General features: G+C 50.7%; 24 protein-coding genes. 1 reads left to right on the top strand and 23 read right to left on the bottom strand.

Features of this window, described 5'->3' with window-relative positions; all coding sequences use genetic code 11:
• Nucleotides 1-234: 234 nt before the first annotated feature.
• The 14 genes from MHX66_RS09985 to MHX66_RS10045 all read right to left on the bottom strand — a co-directional run bounded on the left by MHX66_RS09985 (nt 235) and on the right by MHX66_RS10045 (nt 10000).
• Nucleotides 235-849: a hypothetical protein gene (locus tag MHX66_RS09985; protein WP_239202740.1), complete on the bottom strand. Its 615-nt coding sequence runs from the start codon at nt 847-849 to the stop codon at nt 235-237.
• Between the two features lie 427 nt (nt 850-1276).
• Nucleotides 1277-1921: a hypothetical protein gene (locus MHX66_RS09990; protein ID WP_239202742.1), complete on the bottom strand. Its 645-nt coding sequence runs from the start codon at nt 1919-1921 to the stop codon at nt 1277-1279.
• 155 nt (nt 1922-2076) lie between these two features.
• Complete coding sequence (locus tag MHX66_RS09995) at nt 2077-2604, bottom strand: hypothetical protein (protein WP_239202744.1); 528 nt, start codon at nt 2602-2604, stop codon at nt 2077-2079.
• 458 nt (nt 2605-3062) lie between these two features.
• A complete protein-coding gene (locus MHX66_RS10000) occupies nt 3063-3734 on the bottom strand; it encodes a hypothetical protein (protein ID WP_239202746.1) in 672 nt (223 codons plus the stop codon).
• A gap of 79 nt (nt 3735-3813) precedes the next feature.
• Nucleotides 3814-4398, bottom strand: a complete 585-nt coding sequence (locus MHX66_RS10005; protein ID WP_239202748.1) for a hypothetical protein — start codon at nt 4396-4398, stop codon at nt 3814-3816.
• A gap of 227 nt (nt 4399-4625) precedes the next feature.
• Nucleotides 4626-4826, bottom strand: coding sequence for an RHS repeat-associated core domain-containing protein (locus tag MHX66_RS10010; protein WP_255717387.1), 201 nt, complete (start codon nt 4824-4826; stop codon nt 4626-4628).
• 106 nt (nt 4827-4932) lie between these two features.
• Nucleotides 4933-5313 carry a DUF1877 family protein gene (locus MHX66_RS10015; RefSeq protein ID WP_239202750.1) on the bottom strand — a complete coding sequence of 127 codons (381 nt, stop codon included), beginning with the start codon at nt 5311-5313 and terminating at the stop codon, nt 4933-4935.
• A gap of 33 nt (nt 5314-5346) precedes the next feature.
• On the bottom strand, nt 5347-5931 hold the full coding sequence (locus MHX66_RS10020; protein ID WP_239202753.1) for a hypothetical protein: 585 nt from the start codon (nt 5929-5931) through the stop codon (nt 5347-5349).
• Between the two features lie 408 nt (nt 5932-6339).
• Nucleotides 6340-6903 (bottom strand): SMI1/KNR4 family protein, encoded by a 564-nt coding sequence (locus MHX66_RS10025; protein WP_239202754.1) that lies wholly within the window; start codon nt 6901-6903, stop codon nt 6340-6342.
• Entirely contained in the window at nt 6904-7104 is a 201-nt protein-coding gene (locus MHX66_RS10645; protein WP_370646305.1) for a hypothetical protein, read from the bottom strand. It abuts the gene before it with no gap.
• A 164-nt stretch (nt 7105-7268) separates the two neighbouring features.
• A complete protein-coding gene (locus MHX66_RS10030) occupies nt 7269-7709 on the bottom strand; it encodes a hypothetical protein (RefSeq protein WP_239202756.1) in 441 nt (146 codons plus the stop codon).
• 549 nt (nt 7710-8258) lie between these two features.
• Nucleotides 8259-8771 carry a hypothetical protein gene (locus MHX66_RS10035; RefSeq protein ID WP_239202758.1) on the bottom strand — a complete coding sequence of 171 codons (513 nt, stop codon included), beginning with the start codon at nt 8769-8771 and terminating at the stop codon, nt 8259-8261.
• Nucleotides 8772-8803: 32 nt separating this feature from the next.
• Nucleotides 8804-9463 (bottom strand): hypothetical protein, encoded by a 660-nt coding sequence (locus MHX66_RS10040; protein WP_239202759.1) that lies wholly within the window; start codon nt 9461-9463, stop codon nt 8804-8806.
• A 72-nt stretch (nt 9464-9535) separates the two neighbouring features.
• Nucleotides 9536-10000, bottom strand: a complete 465-nt coding sequence (locus MHX66_RS10045; protein WP_239202760.1) for a hypothetical protein — start codon at nt 9998-10000, stop codon at nt 9536-9538.
• A 457-nt stretch (nt 10001-10457) separates the two neighbouring features.
• Between MHX66_RS10045 and MHX66_RS10050 the strand changes: the two genes are divergently transcribed.
• Nucleotides 10458-10766: a hypothetical protein gene (locus tag MHX66_RS10050; RefSeq protein WP_239202761.1), complete on the top strand. Its 309-nt coding sequence runs from the start codon at nt 10458-10460 to the stop codon at nt 10764-10766.
• Here the strand turns inward: MHX66_RS10050 and MHX66_RS10055 are convergent.
• The 9 genes from MHX66_RS10055 to MHX66_RS10090 all read right to left on the bottom strand — a co-directional run bounded on the left by MHX66_RS10055 (nt 10763) and on the right by MHX66_RS10090 (nt 19250).
• The gene (locus MHX66_RS10055) at nt 10763-11428 is read right to left on the bottom strand and encodes a hypothetical protein (RefSeq protein WP_239202762.1); all 666 of its coding nucleotides are present in this window, start codon (nt 11426-11428) and stop codon (nt 10763-10765) included. The genes MHX66_RS10050 and MHX66_RS10055 overlap by 4 nt on opposite strands.
• Nucleotides 11428-12213, bottom strand: a complete 786-nt coding sequence (locus MHX66_RS10060) for a hypothetical protein (RefSeq protein WP_239202764.1) — start codon at nt 12211-12213, stop codon at nt 11428-11430. Before MHX66_RS10060 ends, MHX66_RS10055 begins: the two co-directional genes overlap by 1 nt.
• A 994-nt stretch (nt 12214-13207) precedes the next feature.
• On the bottom strand, nt 13208-14026 hold the full coding sequence (locus MHX66_RS10065) for a hypothetical protein (RefSeq protein WP_239202766.1): 819 nt from the start codon (nt 14024-14026) through the stop codon (nt 13208-13210).
• 405 nt (nt 14027-14431) lie between these two features.
• Nucleotides 14432-14683, bottom strand: a complete 252-nt coding sequence (locus tag MHX66_RS10650; protein WP_370646306.1) for an RHS repeat-associated core domain-containing protein — start codon at nt 14681-14683, stop codon at nt 14432-14434.
• A 514-nt stretch (nt 14684-15197) separates the two neighbouring features.
• Nucleotides 15198-15662 carry a hypothetical protein gene (locus MHX66_RS10070; protein WP_239202768.1) on the bottom strand — a complete coding sequence of 155 codons (465 nt, stop codon included), beginning with the start codon at nt 15660-15662 and terminating at the stop codon, nt 15198-15200.
• A 44-nt stretch (nt 15663-15706) separates the two neighbouring features.
• Nucleotides 15707-16048 carry a hypothetical protein gene (locus MHX66_RS10075; protein ID WP_370646307.1) on the bottom strand — a complete coding sequence of 114 codons (342 nt, stop codon included), beginning with the start codon at nt 16046-16048 and terminating at the stop codon, nt 15707-15709.
• Nucleotides 16049-16382: 334 nt separating this feature from the next.
• On the bottom strand, nt 16383-16766 hold the full coding sequence (locus MHX66_RS10080) for a hypothetical protein (RefSeq protein WP_239202772.1): 384 nt from the start codon (nt 16764-16766) through the stop codon (nt 16383-16385).
• 805 nt (nt 16767-17571) lie between these two features.
• Nucleotides 17572-18570 (bottom strand): Imm51 family immunity protein, encoded by a 999-nt coding sequence (locus tag MHX66_RS10085; protein WP_239202774.1) that lies wholly within the window; start codon nt 18568-18570, stop codon nt 17572-17574.
• 377 nt (nt 18571-18947) lie between these two features.
• Nucleotides 18948-19250 (bottom strand): RHS repeat-associated core domain-containing protein, encoded by a 303-nt coding sequence (locus tag MHX66_RS10090; protein WP_239202775.1) that lies wholly within the window; start codon nt 19248-19250, stop codon nt 18948-18950.
• Between the last annotated feature and the right edge of the window lie 203 nt (nt 19251-19453).

The raw sequence follows: 19453 nt of genomic DNA on the forward strand, positions 1-19453 counted from the left end.
ACACTCCTGGTGCAAGTACCTCACCCCCACAGAGTACGAAGCCCTCGCAGCGTAACAATGCGCTAGAGTAAACCCCATAATTTCACCACCCCATGGTGTCTACTTTCCGGGGGCCGGGCCCTGCAGTTAGGCCTTGGGAGACCCATCTGTCATACATCAAGCCCTTTTTAGTGCGATAGCGTGGTTGGGCAGGCCCCACGTGGGGATGTGGTTTTGGCTGCGTGTGTTGTTTTTCTATTGTTCTTCGAGGGCTGCTTTCGCGGCCAGTGCTTCTTCACTGACCCATTTGACCCGGTCATGTTTGCCCATGAAGGTCAATATGTAGACAGATTGTGGGTGCTTGGCAAAACGCGAGGTCTTTAGCCATTGGAAGTCTGGGGCCATGCGAAAAGACTTTGTCTTTACTGCTTTGCAGAGGAACAGGGTTTGCCCGTACATCAGTGCCTCGCCTTCGAGGCGTAAGTATCGGTTGAACTGCTCAAAGTTTGTGGGGGCTACGACATCCATCATATGGCTTTGATCTTGTTCGATCATTTCTAGTGCTGTCGGGTCGGTCGTGTTCTGGTATTGCTCTAGTTCGTCGACAATAGGGGTTACATCAAGATCTTTTGCACCTAAGGTGATAGCGACTGCGAAATATTGTCTTGTGGCTGGGTCGGAAAAAGAATCTGCGGCATATGGCCTGAGAAGCTCGATGGCTTTCTTGCGTTGTGCCAGGGTCGAGTTCTTTTTGATCGTGAGATTCCAGTGGTAGTCAATGCCTGAAAAGTCTGGTATCGCTTGGCGGATAATGCTGTTGGCTCTTTCATCCACGCCTGGGACATCATCGTAGGGGTTGACAATAGTCATGGGTAGCCTTTCTGGAGTGTTGGTGTCGGTGCATCCTATGTTTTAGCGCATGTCGTCTTTGGCTGCTAGATCATTGTTGTGAGTGCGGAGCTGATCTCTGTTTCGCTGAGCCGAATGATGTGTGCATGGTCTGCGGTATCAAACATTGATCGTATTTCGACTCGATAATGTCTTTGTTGTTCAACCTGATACCGGGCACGCGATACTCTGACGCTTCAATTGTCGACGTGGAGCTCGCGACGTTTGAATAGGTCAATTGGTGGAGCGAGACACGGTTTCACCAAAGTCTGGGCTACCGCACGTCAGCTGAGGTTGAGTTTGGGCTTTGGGAAAAACCCGACCTACGAATGAATGGAAGTTGAGGCGGATGCCTAGGAGCAATACCTGGGGCAATTCACCTAGCCGTCTTGCCCGTCTGTGCACGATTCTATGAGGAGTATTGTTCCTGCCAGATGTTGAGCAGTTGGTTTTCTGTATAGGCGAAATCTGGGTCGACGTTGGTCACTGCGGTCGTGAGGCGTTGTTCCCAGGTCTTCATTAGGTCAATGGCTTGGGGTGCGATGGGACCTGTGCCGACGTCGATGGCGTAGTGGAGCACAACGGCTGCGATGGGAAGATCTTGCGCGTACCAGCGGTGTGATTCTGTGACTTCGAGGTAAGCAGAGGCGTGCGCTAGTGCGGTGGCTGGGTCGGTGACGTAGTTGGCGTGTAATTGCGCGAGGCCGTAGTGGTTTAGAGCGGTTTCTGCTGGATCGGCATCGGTGCTTGTGGCGAGCGCCGCGCAGCGCTTGGTGGTGTCTGCCACGAGGGTGTGGGTGGTTAGTGGGGAACCGGTGAGCTTTTCGTAACGGACGACCGCGTGGAGCAGCCAGCCGGCGATGGGGGAGTTGTTAAAGAGTGTGGTGGTTGCGGGGAGTGTTTCTGTGCCTTCGGTGGCGCAGTAGGCCATGGTGGTGTTGAGGTGGTGGTTGGCGTCGGTGGTGGAGTCGATGTTCCGGAGGAATTGATCGGTTGTGGTTACTGGTGGGTTGGCTGGCATGGTGTTGTCAGTCAGGTAGCCGGTGAGAGACATGTCGATTTGCGGGGCCCTTGTACTTTGTTTAGACGAACTGTTTTCTAAAAACTCTTTTTTCGACCAGACCTGGCGTATTACGCAGTTTCGGAGTCTTTCAGGTAGATACTCTAATCCGGATGTGCGTACAGATCCTGTTTGAAGTTTCGCGATGTTTAGATATCAGTCGAGCGTCGAAGCAAACTAGTACTAGGTTTATGAACTCCGTCCGTTTCGGCATCTCGAAATGTAAGGCCGCGGCAGTCCAAGTTTTTGTTCATCCATTGTGCGAATTCTACTGATAGAAATTGTCTTACGCACAATGTAGGGTTCTCGTTGAATTCAAGGAGCCGAAAAATATTTGCTGCTGGGCTATCCGACAATAGATTGAAAGCGCGGAAACCAATGTAAATCCCATGTTGCGATCTCACGGTGCGCTCGAGAACGTCTCCACCGTTTTCTTTCAGCTTGGGACGAAGTATATCTGCTACTTCCTCTTTCGCGATTAACATATCGTCGAAGTTGGCGAGTCCAAATTGGGGTAGTTTAGAACCGTCTTCTTCCGTGCGTTCCTCAATTACCTCTAGAGTTTTTCCCTGAAAGGCTTCTTTAGTTAATGCAGTGCTGAAGTCGAGGTCTATTCCGTTCGAGGGAGTTGCAAATCGTGCAGTTGAAAAATTTGTACCTGGATAAATGATTCTCATAGGTCACTTCCTCATTTAGCTGAACAATTAGAGCTCGGACAACAGAAGTCCAGATTGTCGTGAATCTTTGATTTCATGCAGTTTGGACAAGAACTCGTCTCGAGTGATCGAAACTTCGTAAAGGTGAGTGCACTTCGGCGAGCACAGCTTCTCGCACCGCTGCTGAGTTTTGCTTGTGGTGCTTGAGTTCGCACCTTCCCAGATGCCTTTGGTTCATTCCGTGTGGCCTTGCTATAGGCCATTTACCCAAGTGCGTTTACCCAGCTTGTTGCCTGGATAGCATACCCCTTGTGCCGATGCGAGCCGTGGTGCGAGTCCTAGTGGGCCTTGGGCGATACAGGCCCCCAAGGCCGCTTCAGCGTCGACGTCAACGGTGCGTACCAGGCTATCGATGGCGGTGGTGGCGCGGTGGCTTACTTAGCTTCCTCCGACGCTACGTACACCTTGTGGGATTTGCGCTATGAGATATCTAGTTTGTTCCAGCCTGTGGTGGAGTGGTCAGTGGCGGTCATCCAGGTGGATAGTTCTCGGATGACGCTCCAGGCGTCGTCCCTCATGCACCAATAATGGTGTTCAGCATCGCCGAGGCGCATCTCTACACGGTAGTTGTTGTCAGCTGGGCTGAAGTAGCACTGGATATAGTGCTGATCCTTGGTGTTGTCGCTAATGATCAGGAAGTCTCGCGGATCGGTTCCGATATTGAGGTTTGCTAGTGAGCGGGCTTTGGTGGTGATGTGGTCGATCCAGGAAGGGATGCTGCGAAGACTAGCCCACGGGGCGTAAAACTGGGACGTTTCGGTGGTGAACTGTGAGTCTTCGTCACCGAAGGTCCATACCAGTTGATTGCTTTCGAGGATGGTCAGCGTGGTGAAGTAGGAAAGAATGGGGCTGATGAGCTGGAGTAGTTGGGGGATGTGCTCGTTGTTGTCTCTGATGGCGATGCATTCTGCACCGGTGAGTTCCACGGGGATCTTGTGGGGTGACAATATGTTGGTGAGATACTGCTGGAGCTGACGCGTATGCGTCGAGGTGTGCTTGTCTGCGCGACTGGCGGCAGTCACGAGGCTATAAGTATCCTCCGGCTCGGTTGGAGTGGTGGGGAGGTGGATGATAATACGTTCCGTACTCATTATGACCTGTCACTTTTCGAGATTGCGTTGCGGAGGTACCGCTAGTGTATAAGAAATATGAGTCATGGCGTTGGGAGGCTCAGCTTCCCATTTGAGAATAGTATTTTTCCCATTCTTCTAGTGTTAGCTCTCGGTTCGTGACGAAGAAATACCTCGCATCGCTTGGTGGAGTTGAAGCCATGGTGACGTCAAGTCCGTTTTCTTCGAGGTAATCTAAGATTCGCTGCTCGTTCATTTCCTCTGCCCTCATTGGAAAATCTGGTGCCATGGAATCCTCAGCAGTCTTTTTTCCTAGCCATTGTTGCCGGTAGGAGCGCGTCATCGCATTTAACTCGTTCGAGTGGGTGATGAGTACCCATTGTTGGGACGCTTCGGTCTTCGTAATTTCCATCCCCAGTGGTGGACGTTCGAGATCTTTCCAGGTGTGGATTAAGAGCTGAAACAGACGATCCGACTCGTTAAGTGAATAGCTAACTGCAGTTACGCCGTTTCGTTCCTGGAAAATCCAAACTCGATCGAGATTTGACAATGGCTCAGTAGGTTTCTCGATTTCATCGAAGTTAAGAAAAAGAGGATCAAAGTCGCTTTTGACCGTTTCGATGGCAGTATCAATATCTTGCCAGAAAAATGCCGTGGGTTGGTTATATGCAATTTCAAAAGTCAAATCTATCCGCCTTGAATGAGGGTGATATTGCCAAATGGATCGTTCGTCGCTATTCGTGATTCGTGCCCTAATCTACGAGCAGAGGAAAAGCGATTCCACTCTACGTAATATATTTGATTGTTTAGGGTGTATTGGAGGTCAGGACGATTCTGTCTGACATCTTATCCCGTCTCCTATCGCCTTGAAAGTACCGTCGCTCCTTCGACGAGGATCGATGGCGTGAGTTTCTAGTGAGCAGCGGAGCCTACGAGCTCGAGAAAATCCACCCAGTAAGCTGCGTGGTCGACATACCATTGTGCCGAGGCTAGTCGTGGGTGTAAGGCCGAGGGGCCTGGGGGGTTGTAAGCACCCAGGGTGGGGTTGTAGTAGCGGAACCGGTTGTACGCCCACCCGGATTCAGCATCCTCATGCTGACTTGCAAACAACAATGGACTGGTACACCGACCGGCCCAGGTGCGTTTGTCGTACAGGGGTTGGACGGTGTGTCCCGTCTACGACGCCGGTGGCGGAGGTTGGTGTGATCGGTGGGGTGGGTTAGTTGTAGAGGATTGCTGTTGCGTGGTTGTTGGTAACAGCGGTGGTGTAGAAGTCGGTGAGTGTGTCGAGGTCGGCTTGTGCGTCTTCGTCGACAGTCGAGTCGGCGAGTGCTTGTGCCAGGGTGGCTGTTTGCTGTGGGGAGGCGACGTAGAGTGCTGGGTCTTTACATAGCAGGGTGTGTCCTGTGACTGCTTGTTTTGCCTCTGGGGTGGTGAGTGCGGTGGCGAGGTCGTCGGCGGTTTTGTCGATGTCGGTGCCCGGTCCGGTGGTTTCTTCTTCCATCCAGTCCATGGCGAGGTCGACGGCGGTGTCTTCGTCGGTGGAGGTGAGTTGTTCGTACTGGTCGTTGGTGATGGGGAAGTAGTTAGGGATAAGCATGTGAATCGAGACCTTTCTTAGTAGTGGATGCATTTAGGACGGGTCGGCGAGCTTCGCGACGTGTTCTTTTGCTCGAGGGTGTTCTGCGAAAGCGCTGGTTTTGATCCAGTGGAATCCTGGGTATTCGCGGAAGGCTTTCTTTCTGACTCCTTGTTTGATGAGGAAGCGTTGCCACTCAAAAAGGATTTCTGGTTCGTTGGTGCTGGTGGCTTTGAGGAAGCGGTTGATCTGTTCGAAGTTTTTCGGGTGGATGTTATAGAGGATCAGGTTAGTATCCGCATCGACAATAGCGCGGATATCAGAAGATTTTCCGCCGCAGTCGATGTATTTGAGCATCTCATCGACAGCGTTGGTGATGTCCAGGTCTTTCGCACCGAGGTTGATCAGTACTCTCATGAAGGCGCGAGACCGCTCATCGAGTGTTAGTTCTGCCTCATGTCGATGGTCTTTAATGAACTGCCGTTTCTGCGCTGGAGTTAGATCGCGTTTGGCTTCTTGCATCCAGTCGAAGATGCTGTCGGGGTCTTGTTGAAAGTCTGGTTTGATTTCTTTGAAGAGACGTACGAAGTGCTCGTCAATTGTTTTGTCTTTGCGGTGGTGGGGGTTAGGTATTTCCATGTGTATGAGCTCCTAGAGCTTCGAAATTGCTCGGGTGATTCCTGATTGCGCTAATATGTGGAGGGTGATATCTCCTCGTGTATCGACGAATTTTAGCGGCGGAAAAAGTCTTGGTTTTTAAAATTGTCGAAGCCGAAGTGTTCACAAAACATACAAGAATATAGAAATCGCTTGTTTTTCTAACGGTAGTCTTGTTGGTGCTTGATTGGGCGTATATGCTATCGAAAGTCGACCTTGTTGATAAGTGAATGACTTAGTCTCTAGCTGCGATGTTTCCTCATCGTCAAGGCGCAAGGCGTCGCGGTTCGAAGCGTGAATCTAAGGGAGGTGGAAAGTTTCGGCTCGATCTCTTCCGTAGAAAATGTTTCTTCAGCGTTGTTAGGGGCGGTAATGTAAAAATTGCCGCTATCAATCTCGATCAGGATTGAGATTGGGGAACTCAATCTTTTTAATCGTTTTGCTTGGAATGTGGAAACTGCCAAATTTATCCGATATATGTTTACGTGTTTCGGGCTGGTCTTTTCGATTATTTGTTAGAAGTGATATGAAGGATGTGAAATTATCGGACACCTGGAAGATTTTCCCTTCATCTTCATATAGTACGCTTCCGATTTTAAATTTTTCGTTAGACAGGTTGAGTAGAATCTTGTCCTCGGGAGGGTTACTTGCTTCGCAAAAGTAGAATGCCCAGTCATGGAGCCAAGTTGGATCCAATTGGATGGAATTTTCCCATATATCTATTGGTGTTATGTTTCCAAAGATCATGGTTGCTTCAACCTCGAGAAGGCTCGAGTCATCGGTCTTGAGCTGTACGCGTGAGTAGGCTTCAGAAATAACTCCACCTCCATAGAGTGATAGAAATTCTAGATAGTCTTCAGGTAGAGGGGAGTCTGTGCTTTGCTTCAATCTAGATATTTGTTCCTTAGTGAACGGGTTGTTCTTAGTTGAGTAGAAGTCTGACGGAATTTCCATTTATCTATCCTTTCTTTCCCTAAAGGCCAAAACCGCCCTTGCGTGGTGCTCTGTGTGCGGCCTTCCGGCGGGTCCGAGCGTGTCGAACCAGTATGCTGCGCTAGAGGCTCCCAGGGTGGGACTGTAGTAGCGGAAGCGGTTGTACGCCCACCCTGATTCAGCATCCTCATACTGGCCAGCAAAAACAGCGGACTGGTGCACCGACCACTCCTGATGCTCTTGCCGTACAGGGGGCTGGGTGGTGTGTCCCTCGACGAGACCGATTGTGGGGGTGGTGGTGTCTCCTACTACGCGTCGGCCGAGTCCGTCATGGGTGTAGGAAAACAAAGACTTCGATCGCTGCCCCTGCTAGAAACTCACTAGACTCAAGTCTCTGATGCTGGGCTAAACGTTAGATGCAAACTAAGCGGCACAAACTCGCCCTCACTATTTCTCGAGAAACCTTGTGGGGCGCTTAACGTGATTTCTGAGCGGCCAGTCCATGGCAAAGAGTAGAGGGTCCCAACGAATCCCTCTGAGCCTGTAAGCCCGCTTCTGACAACATCTAATATTTCTATTTTCCCGTCAAAGGTCTCAATCACATGTTTGGAGAAAGTGTTTTGCTCCTCGACGGGTGCATCTGTGAAGCAAACGGTGGCTGAAAACCTTTCGCCTATCTCTAGATCTGGAAGCGCTACTGCAAAAGCACCCTTGGCTCTACCGACCGGCGGATTTCCCGACCAATGAAGTTCAGTTTCAGCAGATTCGTCACCAAAAACTTCAAAGATGTAGTTTGTTGGTTCGATTGTAATGGAGAAGGATTTCAATCGTAAACTCCTAATCGGTTAATTTAGCTCTAAAATAGACACAATCGCCAACTCTGTTGGATCGGTAGAAACTAGACAATGAGCTCCCTTGACGTCTCTGTGCAGAACACGACACGCCATTAACGGTTGCTCCTGCACCTCCTGGTCTACTTGATGCCTATGGAAACTTATCGTGGTTTCCCTTGGTGTAATCCCATCCTCTGGTTGCTTCGGCTCTGTTTTGGCGGATGATTGATTTGTCGGTCGTTCTTTGAAGTAGGGTCGGTTGGTCGTCTTGAATTGCCTGTTCTAGGGCACGCGCAACATATGGTTCTGCTGGCTTGCTTACTTCGAAGGCTGTTACACCGACCACTCTGGATGCTCTTGCCGTACAGGGTTTGGATAGTGTGCCCCTCCACGCTTCCGGTGGTGGTTGGGATCAGTGGTTGTGTTTAATTCCGTGAGGAATTGTTCGGTTGTGGTTTCTGCCGGATTGGATGGCATGGCGTTGTCGGCCAAGTAGGCGGTAAGTGACATTGTCTCATTCTCCAGATGTACACAGCGTACGGATCATAGATCTTTGGATCGTGGGTGCAGGCTTTGCTGTGGTCTGTAGATACCGTCAGTTTCCACGTCACGGAATACGATCGCGCCGCAGTTGACAGTGGTCTTTAGCCATTTGGCGAAGGAGACTGAGATGTATTGCTCTACGCCGACTTCAGTGGGGCTGCGAAATTCAGCGAGTCTGAAGATATTGGATTCGAGTGACTGGCCTAGAAGGTTGAAAGCTCGAAATCCTGTGTACGTGCCGAACTGGGTTTGGATAGTGCACTCTGCAATATCGCCACCGTTTTCGCATAGTTTTGGGCGCAGGATTTTCGAGGTGGCTTCGTCGGCGAGAAGCAGTCCATATGTTGTTGTAATAGGGAAGTGAGGAAGATCGGAGCCATCTTCCTCCATACGCTCTTCGAATGCGTCGAATGTTTTGTTTTCTAGAACGTCCCGCGTTTTTGCCCAGGTGAACTTGGCAGTGCTCGGTGCGTTTAGGGATTGGAATCTGGTTGTTGAGTAGTTCAATCCCATTTGGATTACTCGCATCATTGACCTTTCAGTAACTATGAGACGCGTGGCTTGTGGTGCCGCCCTGAGGCTCCACTGATGTTACTGGCTTCGAGGGTGTCTATGAGGTCTTCTTCTTCCGTGGAATCCCAGAGGATTGGCCCTGTCTGCCCGATGAAAGATATGGCGTAAGCGGATTCGGGAATGGTGGCGAATCGGGAGGTGGCCAGCCATTGGAATTCTGGTGCGTTACGAAAGGCTTTGTTTCTTACTGCTTTGCGTAGGAATTCGATCTGGCTATCGATAAGAGCAGGGCCGTCGAGTTGCAAGTAGCGATTGAGTTGCTCGAAGTTTGATGGACTAATTTCGTCCAGCAAGAGGACTTGGTCATTATCGATCATTTCTAAAACGGCCGGGTCTGTCGACTTTTGGTAGTGCTCAACCTCATCAACGATGGAGGTTACATCAAGTTCCGAGGCTCCCAGATCACTGGCAATGGCGAAAAACTGTCGCGTTGCTGGGTCCTCGAAACTAGCGGTCGCATAAGGGGTAAGAAGTTCAATGATTCTGTCGAGCTGTTCTGGGGTTGAACGGCGAATGATCCTTCTGTGCCAACCAGGTCCAAGAGCTGGAGTGTCGGGGAGTACTTGGTTGACGAGGGCCCACGCTTTTTCGGTGACGCCTTCAACCGGTAGAACGGGGTTTACAACTGTCATGACAATCCTTTGGAGCAAGTTTGGGCGAAATGAAAGAAATAAGCGCATTTCCTAGCACGACGTCCAAGTGAACTAGGAGTTGCTAGGGAATGCCATTTCAATAAGGTCAAGGTCTGAGTAGTAGTTGGGGTTCATCCAAGTAATGTTGACTATTTCGTCATCTTCGATGAAAAACTTGGTCCAATGCTCGTAGAGAATGATTTCTTGATCTTGAACCATTGAGAAAGGAATTGAAGCGTTTGTTAGCTCTTCGCAGAATTCCATTGGGGCCAGCTTTAGTGGGATGTCATAAAAGGAATCGGGATTGACAACTTTCTGGATCCCAATTTCTGCGACCACGCCATCAAGTTCAGTGATAGTCGTTAGCCGGGCTGGACGTATGAACTCGGCTTGCCCAACGTGGTGCATACAGTGAACTTCTGGGTTGCTGTACCTCAGTTTTCTTTCAATAGAACTTCTGTTTGAGAGGTGTTCTAAAAGGGTATGGACGTCCAGCGAAAAAGAGAACTGGGGTGGTGGACTTGATTCGAAACGCATTTTTGTCCTTTACGGGATTAGTTGATCGGGTTGCCAGTCAGGACGGGCTCTGTCAGCCATCCAAGCCTGCAATAGACCCTCATCATAGTTGTGGGAAATCGATTGAACGTCTTGAATTTGTTCGCTGAACAGTTCATTTCGCATACCTTGCTTGATCATATCGATTTCATGATTTCGTTGCGCATCTGCGCCTGGGAAGTTTCGGAAGTTATTTGTTTCCTTCGAGGTCTTTCGCAGTGAGATCTTTGTAGCGTCCGCCATTGAGCGTTGGGCAGGCCTTGAGCCCGAGCGCATTGACCCAGTGTGCTGCGTGGTCGACATGCCTCTGTGCTGATGCGAGGGGGGGGAGAGTCCTAGCGGGGGCAAGTCCGAGTGGGGCTTAGGCGTTGTAGGCACCCAGGGGGAGGTTGTGGTAGCGGAAGCGGTTGTACGCCCACCCGGATTCCGCGTCCTCGTAGTGGCCAGCAAACAACAGGGGACTGGTGCACCGATCACTTCAGGTGCGTTTGCTGTCCAGCGTTTGGGTTGCGTGCCTCTCTACGGCTCCGGTGGTGGTGTTAATCAGTTCCTGTGGCGCACCCGCCAGGTCACAAGCCAGGGCATATTAAAAGTAGAATTTAGGGCAAAGCCTGGGAACATGCCTCAGGCCATTTCAGTCGATTGCCCGTTTTGCTTCTTGCCTCAGCAACTGTCAGATTTTGATTTATGGGGCGATGTCACGACGCTGAGAACACTTGTCCTGTTGGCCATAGCCCATAAAGCTTAGGATCCGCTGCGATTAGGCCACCACAATTGGCCATTTCCCAAGTGTAGTGCACCAAACTCTTCATACGGCTGAAGCTGATACTCCCGGGGCTCAATCAACATGTCATAGATGGACACTTGCTGGGCAAATAGCCCACCGGGAACTTCTTGGGTAGCAATACACAGCTGTTCGGGAAAACCATAAACGATTCCTTCCTTACTTGTGACGGTGTAGTCCCAGCCGTGATCAGTACGGAAGTATTCGAGGTTGGCAGATCCACCTGGTGTCTCTATTGTTGTGTTGCCGTTCGCTGACGATTGATCTGCTATTAGAGAACTTGCAATTGAATAAGTCTCACTGTTGATTTGTTGTTCAACAAAAGACCCTGACAGCTTCTCCGCCTTCAGCGAACCGACACAGAGTTCTCTCCACATGACGATGAGCAGAGTTCCTGGGTTAGCTCTTTGGTCTAGGCAATAGGGAACAAAGAAGGTACTGACCAGCTGATCCAGGGCATCCGAAACACATGTGGCAGATTCAAGTTTTCCAACGTCTTGGCGTAGCCAACCCAACAGAGAATCATCATTGTAGTTAGCTGCAAACTTTGGAACGACTAGCAGCTGCTCAATTGCAGATTCCAGGCACTCTACAAGACTGGAAGTGAGAATTTTAAAAGTATTCATTAGTTCTCCTCCTCGCCCCAGAAGTACATATCAGTAACAAAGGGCATATCAATAGGAGTGAGCCTTGGAATCATCCACCACGATAATCCGGATTCAATCTCATTCCTGCTGGCTTTGTTTCTTGCTAACGGGCCTACGAAGGGAAAATACTGCCGAGAATGGAGTAAACGACCTGTAGATGAACTATAAGGGGTGTAGTTGCCGGTAGCTGCACATCCAATTGCGAACCAATGTTCGGGAGTTAGCGGGTAGTAGTAGGTCTGTCCTTGGTTTGTGAAGATAAGGCCTATTGCGGGGCTTTCTCCGAATCGGAAGACGTGTCCCTTCGGATATTGCCGTGAAAGTTGTTCGGCCTGCGTCAACAGATCGTCAGGAGCTATCGGGGTTATTCCCTGGATTCCTTCAGCCGTACAAACCGCTAGATACTCTCCTTCTAGCCTTGCCTCTAGGAAGGTCTTGAGTTCGGCGCCTGCGTCTTTTAGAGATTGGCACGCTGTTCCTATGAACTCCTGGATGATCTTTTGGTCGATGGCGGGGAAGGCATGCGAATGAAGTATGTGCAGGGCGGCCGAGAAGCGAAAAATGGTGGCGATTGGTGAAATATCAAGGTGGTTGATTAGGCCGGTTTGGATAGGCTCTGCTAGAGAAGGAACTAGTTCATGAAGAGCGGTAGTTGGGTCGGAAAATTGGTGAGCTTGCAGTTCGAATACCCAGTTCGGTAGAGCATTTTCAAATGGGTTTGAAAAGCTGTGAGTCTTGTTTTCGCTGTCGATCAGGTTTGTCAAAACCCATTGGATTGGCCGTACGGGTAGGAGTTCAGATCCGGATGAATTCAACCTATCTCATTCCACTTCTAATTATGCTTACCCCATCTTGCGTGAATCGGACTGGATACGCAGTGTCCAGGTGGGGACTTACGGTCATGAATCCATTTCTTGAAAGAACTTGCTCACAACCTGGGATGGATCCGCACCGGTTACTACAGAAATTATATACAGAGTGCAATTCAGCCGGCTGAATACTATTTTGCTTGGCATAGTTTAGAAGCTTTTGCTCTGCATGGTTTTCGTACCGTCCAGATTGTCCAGGGGGGCAGCTTTGCCCGTGAGCCGCCGTGGAGTGCACAGTACGAAGCGCCTCTAAATCTCTTGCAATACTTTCTAGAGCTTTATCCACTTCCACAATATGACTGACACCATCCAACCCGAGAATATCGGCCCAGTTTGCTGCGTGGTCGACATACCCTAGTGTCGAGGCGAGCAGTGGGGCAAGCCCGAGGGGCCTGGGTGTTGTAGGCACCCAGGGGGTGTAGCAGAGGAAGCGGTTGTAGGCCCACCCTGATTCAGCATCCTCATACTGACCTGCAAACAACAGCGGACTTGTACACCCACCAGACCAGATACGTTTGCCGTACAACATTTATGTGTTTCCCCTCTACGGTTCCGGTGGTGAGGGTTGATCAGTTCCTGTGGCGCACCCGCTAGATCCCACGCCAGGTCACCCACCAAGGGCGTAGAACGTCGCATCAACCTACTGCTCGGACCTTTTGGGGCAAGGCTAGGATGTGTTGTCAGACCGTTTTCAACCGTGGGAGCTGTGGGGGCGCTAGTGGTGGGTTTGTTGGCTAGAGCGATCTGAATGTGTGCTCCACCGGTGGCGGGATCGATGGTTTGTTTTACTTCCAGGCTTCGCTTGCCTTGGCGGTGGTGTGGTTACGCTGGGGCTTGGTGGGGGCCGAACTTGTAAAACAGTCTCAGCACATCTCTTGAAAGTGATGCCTTACTTAGGTGCGTACAAAAGTTTCTTGTCGCCAATTCTGACCAAGGCTAGTCCTTGCGACCTTGCTTCGTCCCACATAGCGAAGTCGGAGGTTACTTCGCTACTCAGATCGATTTCAATCGTTACAGCACGTTCATCTTCTGCAATGACGCACGTTGAAGTGTCTGCGAAGCGGTTTTTGAGATCATTGAAATGGGAAGTCTCATCAGAGACCAGACCAGTTAGCGTAATTGCTTTACTGATTAGGTCAGATTCAGATTCGCCTTCAGTCGAGGTCTTTATGAAGCAATATCTATCGAGAGGGTACGCCGGATGTACCGGGAGTGTGTCTAGAGTTCCTGCGGGTTCAGCGAGCGACGTGATGCGGAGTGCTCCCGTTAGGTCGCTGAACGACATACGATTGTTCGTATTCCCGTTGTTCGCTCGGAAGGTCACGTAATCCGAGTTCTCTTGTTCAAGTAGAAGTCCTTGATTCCCAAAATAGGTCATCCAATCTGGGTTTCGATCTTCGGTTCGGTACGCATTGGTAATAGTTATTACTGGATTCTTGCCTATTTTTTCGACGATAAGTGAGCCGACGTTATCTTGGCCATGGATAGCGAGAAATTCAGTGGCTTTCTGCGAGTCATTGGTGTGAAAAGAACTGCGAATAGCCTTAAATTTGAGAGCTACCATGCCTTCAGGGTGTGGGGTATCGAAGGACCATTCAATTTTTGTTTTGCCTTTAGGAGCTATTCGATAGGCGATGTGGATGGTGACACCATCTACTGTGATGGGTTTACCTGCATTTTCGCCGAAAAGTTGGTTAAACGGTTTCATCGATAGCTGCTCCAGTCTCTATTGAAAGCCGGGGAATCGTTGTGGGGCGATATCTGCGTGGTCTTGAGGCCATCGTGCACGAGTTTGCACGCCACCTTCTGAACGTGCAATAGGCTTATGGCTTATTTCCATGCTTTCAATTCCATCAGATTGTGGGAATGTATCAAGCCTATCTTGGTTGAATCGCTGCGGAGGCTTTCCCCGTCTCATTTGATCTGTAGTGACATCGGCAGATCCATTTTTGGGAGCATACTGTTCGCGATTGAACGGTGCTTTATTCTTCCAGAAACGCTTGTTTTCAGTACTGCGGCTGAGAGGATTGCCATTTCGCATTGGGTCCATTTGGTGTTCACCGAGTCTCGCATCTGCGGCCTCGGTTTCTCTCAACAGGGTTGGACTCTCGTTTCAATTCGGAATAGGGTCCTCCACTATACAGGCCCAGAACGTCGGCCCAGTGTGCTGCGTGGTCGACATACCCCTGTGTCGAGGCGAGCAGTGGGGCAAGCCCGAGGGGGCCTGGGCATTGTAGGCACCCAGGGTGGGGTTGTAGTAGCGGAAGTGGTTGTAGGCCCACCCTGATTCAGCATCCTCATACTGACCCGCAAGCAACAGCGGGCTGGTGCGCCGACCCGACCAGACACGTTTGCCGTACAACATTTGGGTGGTGTGTCCCTCTATGGTTCCGGTGGTGAGGGTTGATCAGTTCCTGTGGTGCTCTTGCCGGGCCACACACCAGGGCGTAGAGCGTCGCATCAACCCCGGGTGGGGGCCAAGTGCCGGCGGGGTTGACTGGTGCCGTTGGGGTGTTTCCCGTGATGTGTGAACACTGACCGGTGCCAGCTATGGTGCCACTGGTACTTCGGGTGGTTAGTGCGATCTGGCCGTGTGCGTCACCAGTCGCAGGGGTAGTGGTCCGCACGTACCCTTCATCAACCTGTGCCGGATCGGTGTCGATGGTGGTGGTGACAGCTGCCAGCTGGTTACCGGTGCGGGCGCACATGTCGCGGTGGGTGTACGGGTGGAACATAATGAGTCTTTACGAAGCGCCGGGCAATGCCGGCCTACAGGAAGTAGAAACTGAGTACTGTCTCGCGGACCCCATCAACACAGGGCCGCAAAAGCAGTGGAACCAAGCCCGCAACCCTTCGAAGTCCTGGCTTTCTATGTTGGTCTACTTGTTACTAGGGAATGCAAGTTCTATCAGCTCAAGATCGGAGAGTAGGTCGGGGTTGATCCAAGTAATGTTCTGAATTACGTCGTCCTCAACGTAGAAAATGACCCAATCTTCCCAGAGATAAAGCCCTTCGTCGTCTGGCCTATTCCATGAGATGTTTTGTTGGTTTAAAAAGTTACAAAAGGATGTGACGTCTTGCTTCAGGGGTGTTCCGAGAAAGGTATCGGTCCTTGTAATTTCCGTGACGGTTAAGTCTTGTATTGTATCTTCAACTTCACTAATTCGGAGTTTCAGCTCACTCCCATATAATACTATTGATCCGATGTGAATTGCTGAGGGTTGATGCTCTGCATCATAAGAGATTTGGTTCTGTTTTGATCTATGTTTTGATAGCTTCTGAACCAATTCGTGCATACTATTTTGAAATGTGAGTTCCTTGGGTGGAGTTAGTCCGTAATCCACTATATTTCTCCTTGAGGTGTTAAAACAGTCGGTCTGGAGTCCAACTAGGCGATTCTCTGTGCGCTGTGCTTGCTTTTAGTCCTTCTGATCGGGTCTTCCTTGAGCGCGTGACTCGAGATCAATTGGTGGCGTTCGTATTTGTTTCCTTCGAGATTTTTAACTGTGAGATCTTTGTAGAGTCCGCCATTGAGCGTTGGACAGGCCTTGAGGTCAAAGATATCCACCCAGAATGTTGCGCGGTCCACATAGCTTTGTTCTGATGCTGGTCGCGGGGCGAGTCCGAGTGGAGCTTGGGCGTTGTAGCCACCCAGGGTGGGGCTGTAGTAGCGGAAACGGTTGTACACCCACCCGGATCCCGCATCCTCGTACTGACGCGCAAACAACAACGGGCTGGTACACCGACCCGCTCATGTGCGCTCGCCATACAACGTTTGGTGGTGTGTCCCTCTACGACTCCGGTGGTGGAGATTGAAGGTGTCTTTGGCTACACGTCGGCCGAGCCCGTCGTAGAAGTAGCGGTAGTTAACACCTGGAGTGCTGGAAGAGGAAGGGGCCATGGGCTGTTCACCGGAGGCGTAGTAGAAGGGATGAACGAACGATGTAAGCAAACTTCGTTGAGTTCGACGCTATGCAGGGTTTGATAATCCACTGTCAGAATTTAGGAAGATCTCACGAGCGCTATAAACGGTTTGATGATTTGGGTTGAAACGTCATCTGTGATTATTTTGCGTATGAGTTTATCCAATCCTCAAGTGTGGAAAAAGGTCCATTGAAGTAGGCATCTGATTCAAAATCGTATGATCCTATCTCAACCTGACCTGAATCCAAACGATGATAGACAGCGTAGGAAAATCCGTCGTAGTGTCCGATCGGGATCCAATTCTCTGGATCTGAAGTTAGCGGCGGATCGATTTCTTGAAACCGTCGATATCCGGTGCGGATGAAATACATTTCTTGAGGTGAATAGAGTGGGGAATAGAGTGTAAACCCTGGAGTCTTGAAGTCCCCAAAACTTTTGAAAAACCGTTCGAATTCAGCCGGAAGCCATTCCGGCAAACCCTCTGTAACTTGAGCAATTTGTTCATCAGAGAACTCATATGGCATTAGAAGAACCCCTTGGTCTCTATTAAAGTTTTCCGGCGTAAGCACTTGTTAGTAATCCAATCCTCTCGTTTTTCAACAGTCATCTCGTCACGTATCGAAAGCCGGGAGATTCACAGGCGTTATATCTTGGCCATTGCTCCTTTGAAGGCAGTAGTAAGTATACAATTTCCTAGCACACTCATTGTGCCTTCTTTGGGAGAGTTCTACCAGTGTAGAGTCATTTTGTAGGACAATAAGATGCGGATTGACAGAGTTATATGCTCGGTTTGGTGATGCGTAGCCTCCCTCACGCATAGCCTCTGTGTTTGTCCATTCAGTGTCGTTTGGACTAGTGCTGTATTCAAGTGGCTTAGTTCTCATTTGATCTGGATCAAATACCTGCGGTCCCTTTTGTCGGAAAGCTTCATTTCCGTTGACTTCCCGTTTGACCCGGTTTTTCGGCATTGTGTGCTTTGTTGTTACCTGCCAACCTGAGCACGTCCACCCAGCGTGCTGCGTGGTCGACATACCCCTGGGCTGAGGCGAGATGTGGGGAAAGTCCTAGCAGGGCGAGTCCTAGTGGGGCTTGGGCGTTATAGGCTGTGGTAGCGGAAGCGGTTGTGCGCCAACTCGGATTCAGCATCCTCATACTGGCCAGCAAACAACAGCGGGTTGGTGCACCGAAAAGCCCAACCGTATAGGGCTCCGGTGGTGAGGGTTGATGGTGTTTTCTACTTCGCGTCGGCCGAGTCTGTCATAGGGGTATTGACGCAGCATCATTCCAGCCGGCTGATTTGTCCCTAGTGTGTAAGGATAAAGCTTCTTGTTAGTCGTCGAAGTCTGTGCCTGCGGCGTTAGCTTTGCTAATTGCTTGTTGAAGGTTGTTGGTGTTGCTGAACAGGTCTGTCAGTTGGGTGTGGAGTGGTTGGAGGGTGTCAGCGGTGCCGATGAGGCTGAACATGCCTGCTTCACTGTCGAACTCAATGCCGTCGGTGGTGACGTTTGCTTGTCGGAGTAGGTACTTGGCGAGGTTGTCGAGGAAGTAGCCGTTGGGTGTGTGTCCTGCTTGTTCTATGACGCCGACTGTCTCCTTGGGCATAGTGTCCATTGCGGCGAATAGGGTGGTTATACCGTCGAGTTCTGCGAGGTGGAAGAGCGGTTGGTCTTCCTTCTGTGTGGTAGTTGGCATCGTGTCGTGTTCCTGGCTTTCGGTGAAGTCGGGGTGTGCGGGGCGCGGGGTATCGATCAGTCCGTAGTAGGCGAGTGCGTCTTCAAGGGCGAACTCGATGTGAAGATCCATGAGGAGGCCCGCTGGCATAAAGTAAGTGCCCTCCGGTGCTTCATCGACGATGCCACCTTGAGGTGGGTTCGTGTCGTGAATGGTGAATTTTATGATTCTTTCGTCCTTGGGAACGAAAGTGCCTAGCCGATCTTTTGGCAATGTTTCAGCAGCCGGAACGAACGCTTGTTCGGCTGGGGACCAAGGCATGGACATTTGGTAGTAAAAGTAGCGATCGAAGGGAATGGGCACAGGAGCTGCTTTGTCGCGAATCGGAGTGAAGCAGCCTCCCTTTCTGAAATCCTGCTTTCTGATTCTCAGCGGCGGGATCAAGAGTTCGTTGTTTTCGACGAGTGGGTACCAGGTGGTGTCTTTGGGGTCTGAAACGATCGCTCGGTAGGGGTGGATCATCACGGCGGCGCCGAAGAATGCTTCGGTGGAGGTCGCACCAACAGGGATGTATCCGAGGGTGGTTTTCATCAGATAGAGCCGTCCGGCTTTAGGGCGGCTGCCTTTGGGAGCGTCGAATACTAGTTTTAGTGCCATGTTCCTAACGTACCTTGCTAACGGATTGGTCTACCCAGTCCTTGCCAAAAGCTGTTGTTTGGTCATAGAACTCATGTTTTGGGCTCATACTGTTTATCTTATTTTCTAGGTTACCTACCTTAGTCGTGGCTCCCGTGGGCCTTTTGTATTCCCAATTTTTCAATTAGGTGTTGCTCGACTTTGCGTGATTCGTATTTCCCTAGAACCATGTCTTCTTTTAGTACTGTCATTTGGTCTTAGGGGCGAGTGAGCGGGTGACTCAACGCATGCTGCATGGCTCGTAGCCGAGGGCGTTTGGTGATGCCGACGTATGTCGTATCGCCTGATGTATTCATGTAGTGGTAGACATGGTGATCTTTGGTGGCATTAACTTTTAACTAACACCGCTTAAGTCCGAACATGCCAACCCAGAATGCTGCGTGGTCAACATAGCCTTGTGCGGATGCGAGGCGTGGGGCTTGGCCGAGTGGGACTTGAGCGTTGTAGGCGCCAAGGGTGGGGTTGTAGTAGCGGAAGCGGTTGAAGGCCCACCCGGATTCAGCATCCTCGTATTGTCCTGCGATTAGCAGTGGGCTGGTGTGTGTTCCGGTCCAGGTGCCTGTGCCGTAGAGACTGTGGCGGGCAAGGCAGGCAATATCACCGGTGGTGGGGTTGATGATGTCTCGTGGGCTTCCAGCCAAGGTCGGTAACAAGCGTGAAGAACTGCGCATCCACCAGCGCCTGCTCGACCGTATCAATGTCATCGAGATTGTTTTCTGGGTGGGGCCCGGCCCCCGGAAAGTAGACACCATGGGGTGGTGAAATTATGGGGTTTACTCTAGCGCATTGTTACGCTGCGAGGGCTTCGTACTCTGTGGGGGTGAGGTACTTGCACCAGGAGTGT

The sequence above is a fragment of the Corynebacterium sp. ACRPH genome, assembly GCF_022347285.1.
GTDB lineage: Bacteria > Actinomycetota > Actinomycetes > Mycobacteriales > Mycobacteriaceae > Corynebacterium.

Excerpts from the sequence above, each read along its gene's own strand:
- MHX66_RS09985 (WP_239202740.1), bottom strand. The coding sequence starts at position 849 with ATGACTATTGTCAACCCCTACGATGATGTCCCAGGCGTGGATGAAAGA.
- MHX66_RS09990 (WP_239202742.1), bottom strand. The coding sequence starts at position 1,921 with ATGTCTCTCACCGGCTACCTGACTGACAACACCATGCCAGCCAACCCA.
- MHX66_RS09995 (WP_239202744.1), bottom strand. The coding sequence starts at position 2,604 with ATGAGAATCATTTATCCAGGTACAAATTTTTCAACTGCACGATTTGCA.
- MHX66_RS10000 (WP_239202746.1), bottom strand. The coding sequence starts at position 3,734 with ATGAGTACGGAACGTATTATCATCCACCTCCCCACCACTCCAACCGAG.
- MHX66_RS10015 (WP_239202750.1), bottom strand. The coding sequence starts at position 5,313 with ATGCTTATCCCTAACTACTTCCCCATCACCAACGACCAGTACGAACAA.
- MHX66_RS10020 (WP_239202753.1), bottom strand. The coding sequence starts at position 5,931 with ATGGAAATACCTAACCCCCACCACCGCAAAGACAAAACAATTGACGAG.
- MHX66_RS10025 (WP_239202754.1), bottom strand. The coding sequence starts at position 6,903 with ATGGAAATTCCGTCAGACTTCTACTCAACTAAGAACAACCCGTTCACT.
- MHX66_RS10035 (WP_239202758.1), bottom strand. The coding sequence starts at position 8,771 with ATGGGATTGAACTACTCAACAACCAGATTCCAATCCCTAAACGCACCG.
- MHX66_RS10040 (WP_239202759.1), bottom strand. The coding sequence starts at position 9,463 with ATGACAGTTGTAAACCCCGTTCTACCGGTTGAAGGCGTCACCGAAAAA.
- MHX66_RS10045 (WP_239202760.1), bottom strand. The coding sequence starts at position 10,000 with ATGCGTTTCGAATCAAGTCCACCACCCCAGTTCTCTTTTTCGCTGGAC.
- MHX66_RS10055 (WP_239202762.1), bottom strand. The coding sequence starts at position 11,428 with ATGAATACTTTTAAAATTCTCACTTCCAGTCTTGTAGAGTGCCTGGAA.
- MHX66_RS10065 (WP_239202766.1), bottom strand. The coding sequence starts at position 14,026 with ATGAAACCGTTTAACCAACTTTTCGGCGAAAATGCAGGTAAACCCATC.
- MHX66_RS10650 (WP_370646306.1), bottom strand. The coding sequence starts at position 14,683 with ATGTTGTACGGCAAACGTGTCTGGTCGGGTCGGCGCACCAGCCCGCTG.
- MHX66_RS10080 (WP_239202772.1), bottom strand. The coding sequence starts at position 16,766 with ATGCCATATGAGTTCTCTGATGAACAAATTGCTCAAGTTACAGAGGGT.
- MHX66_RS10085 (WP_239202774.1), bottom strand. The coding sequence starts at position 18,570 with ATGGCACTAAAACTAGTATTCGACGCTCCCAAAGGCAGCCGCCCTAAA.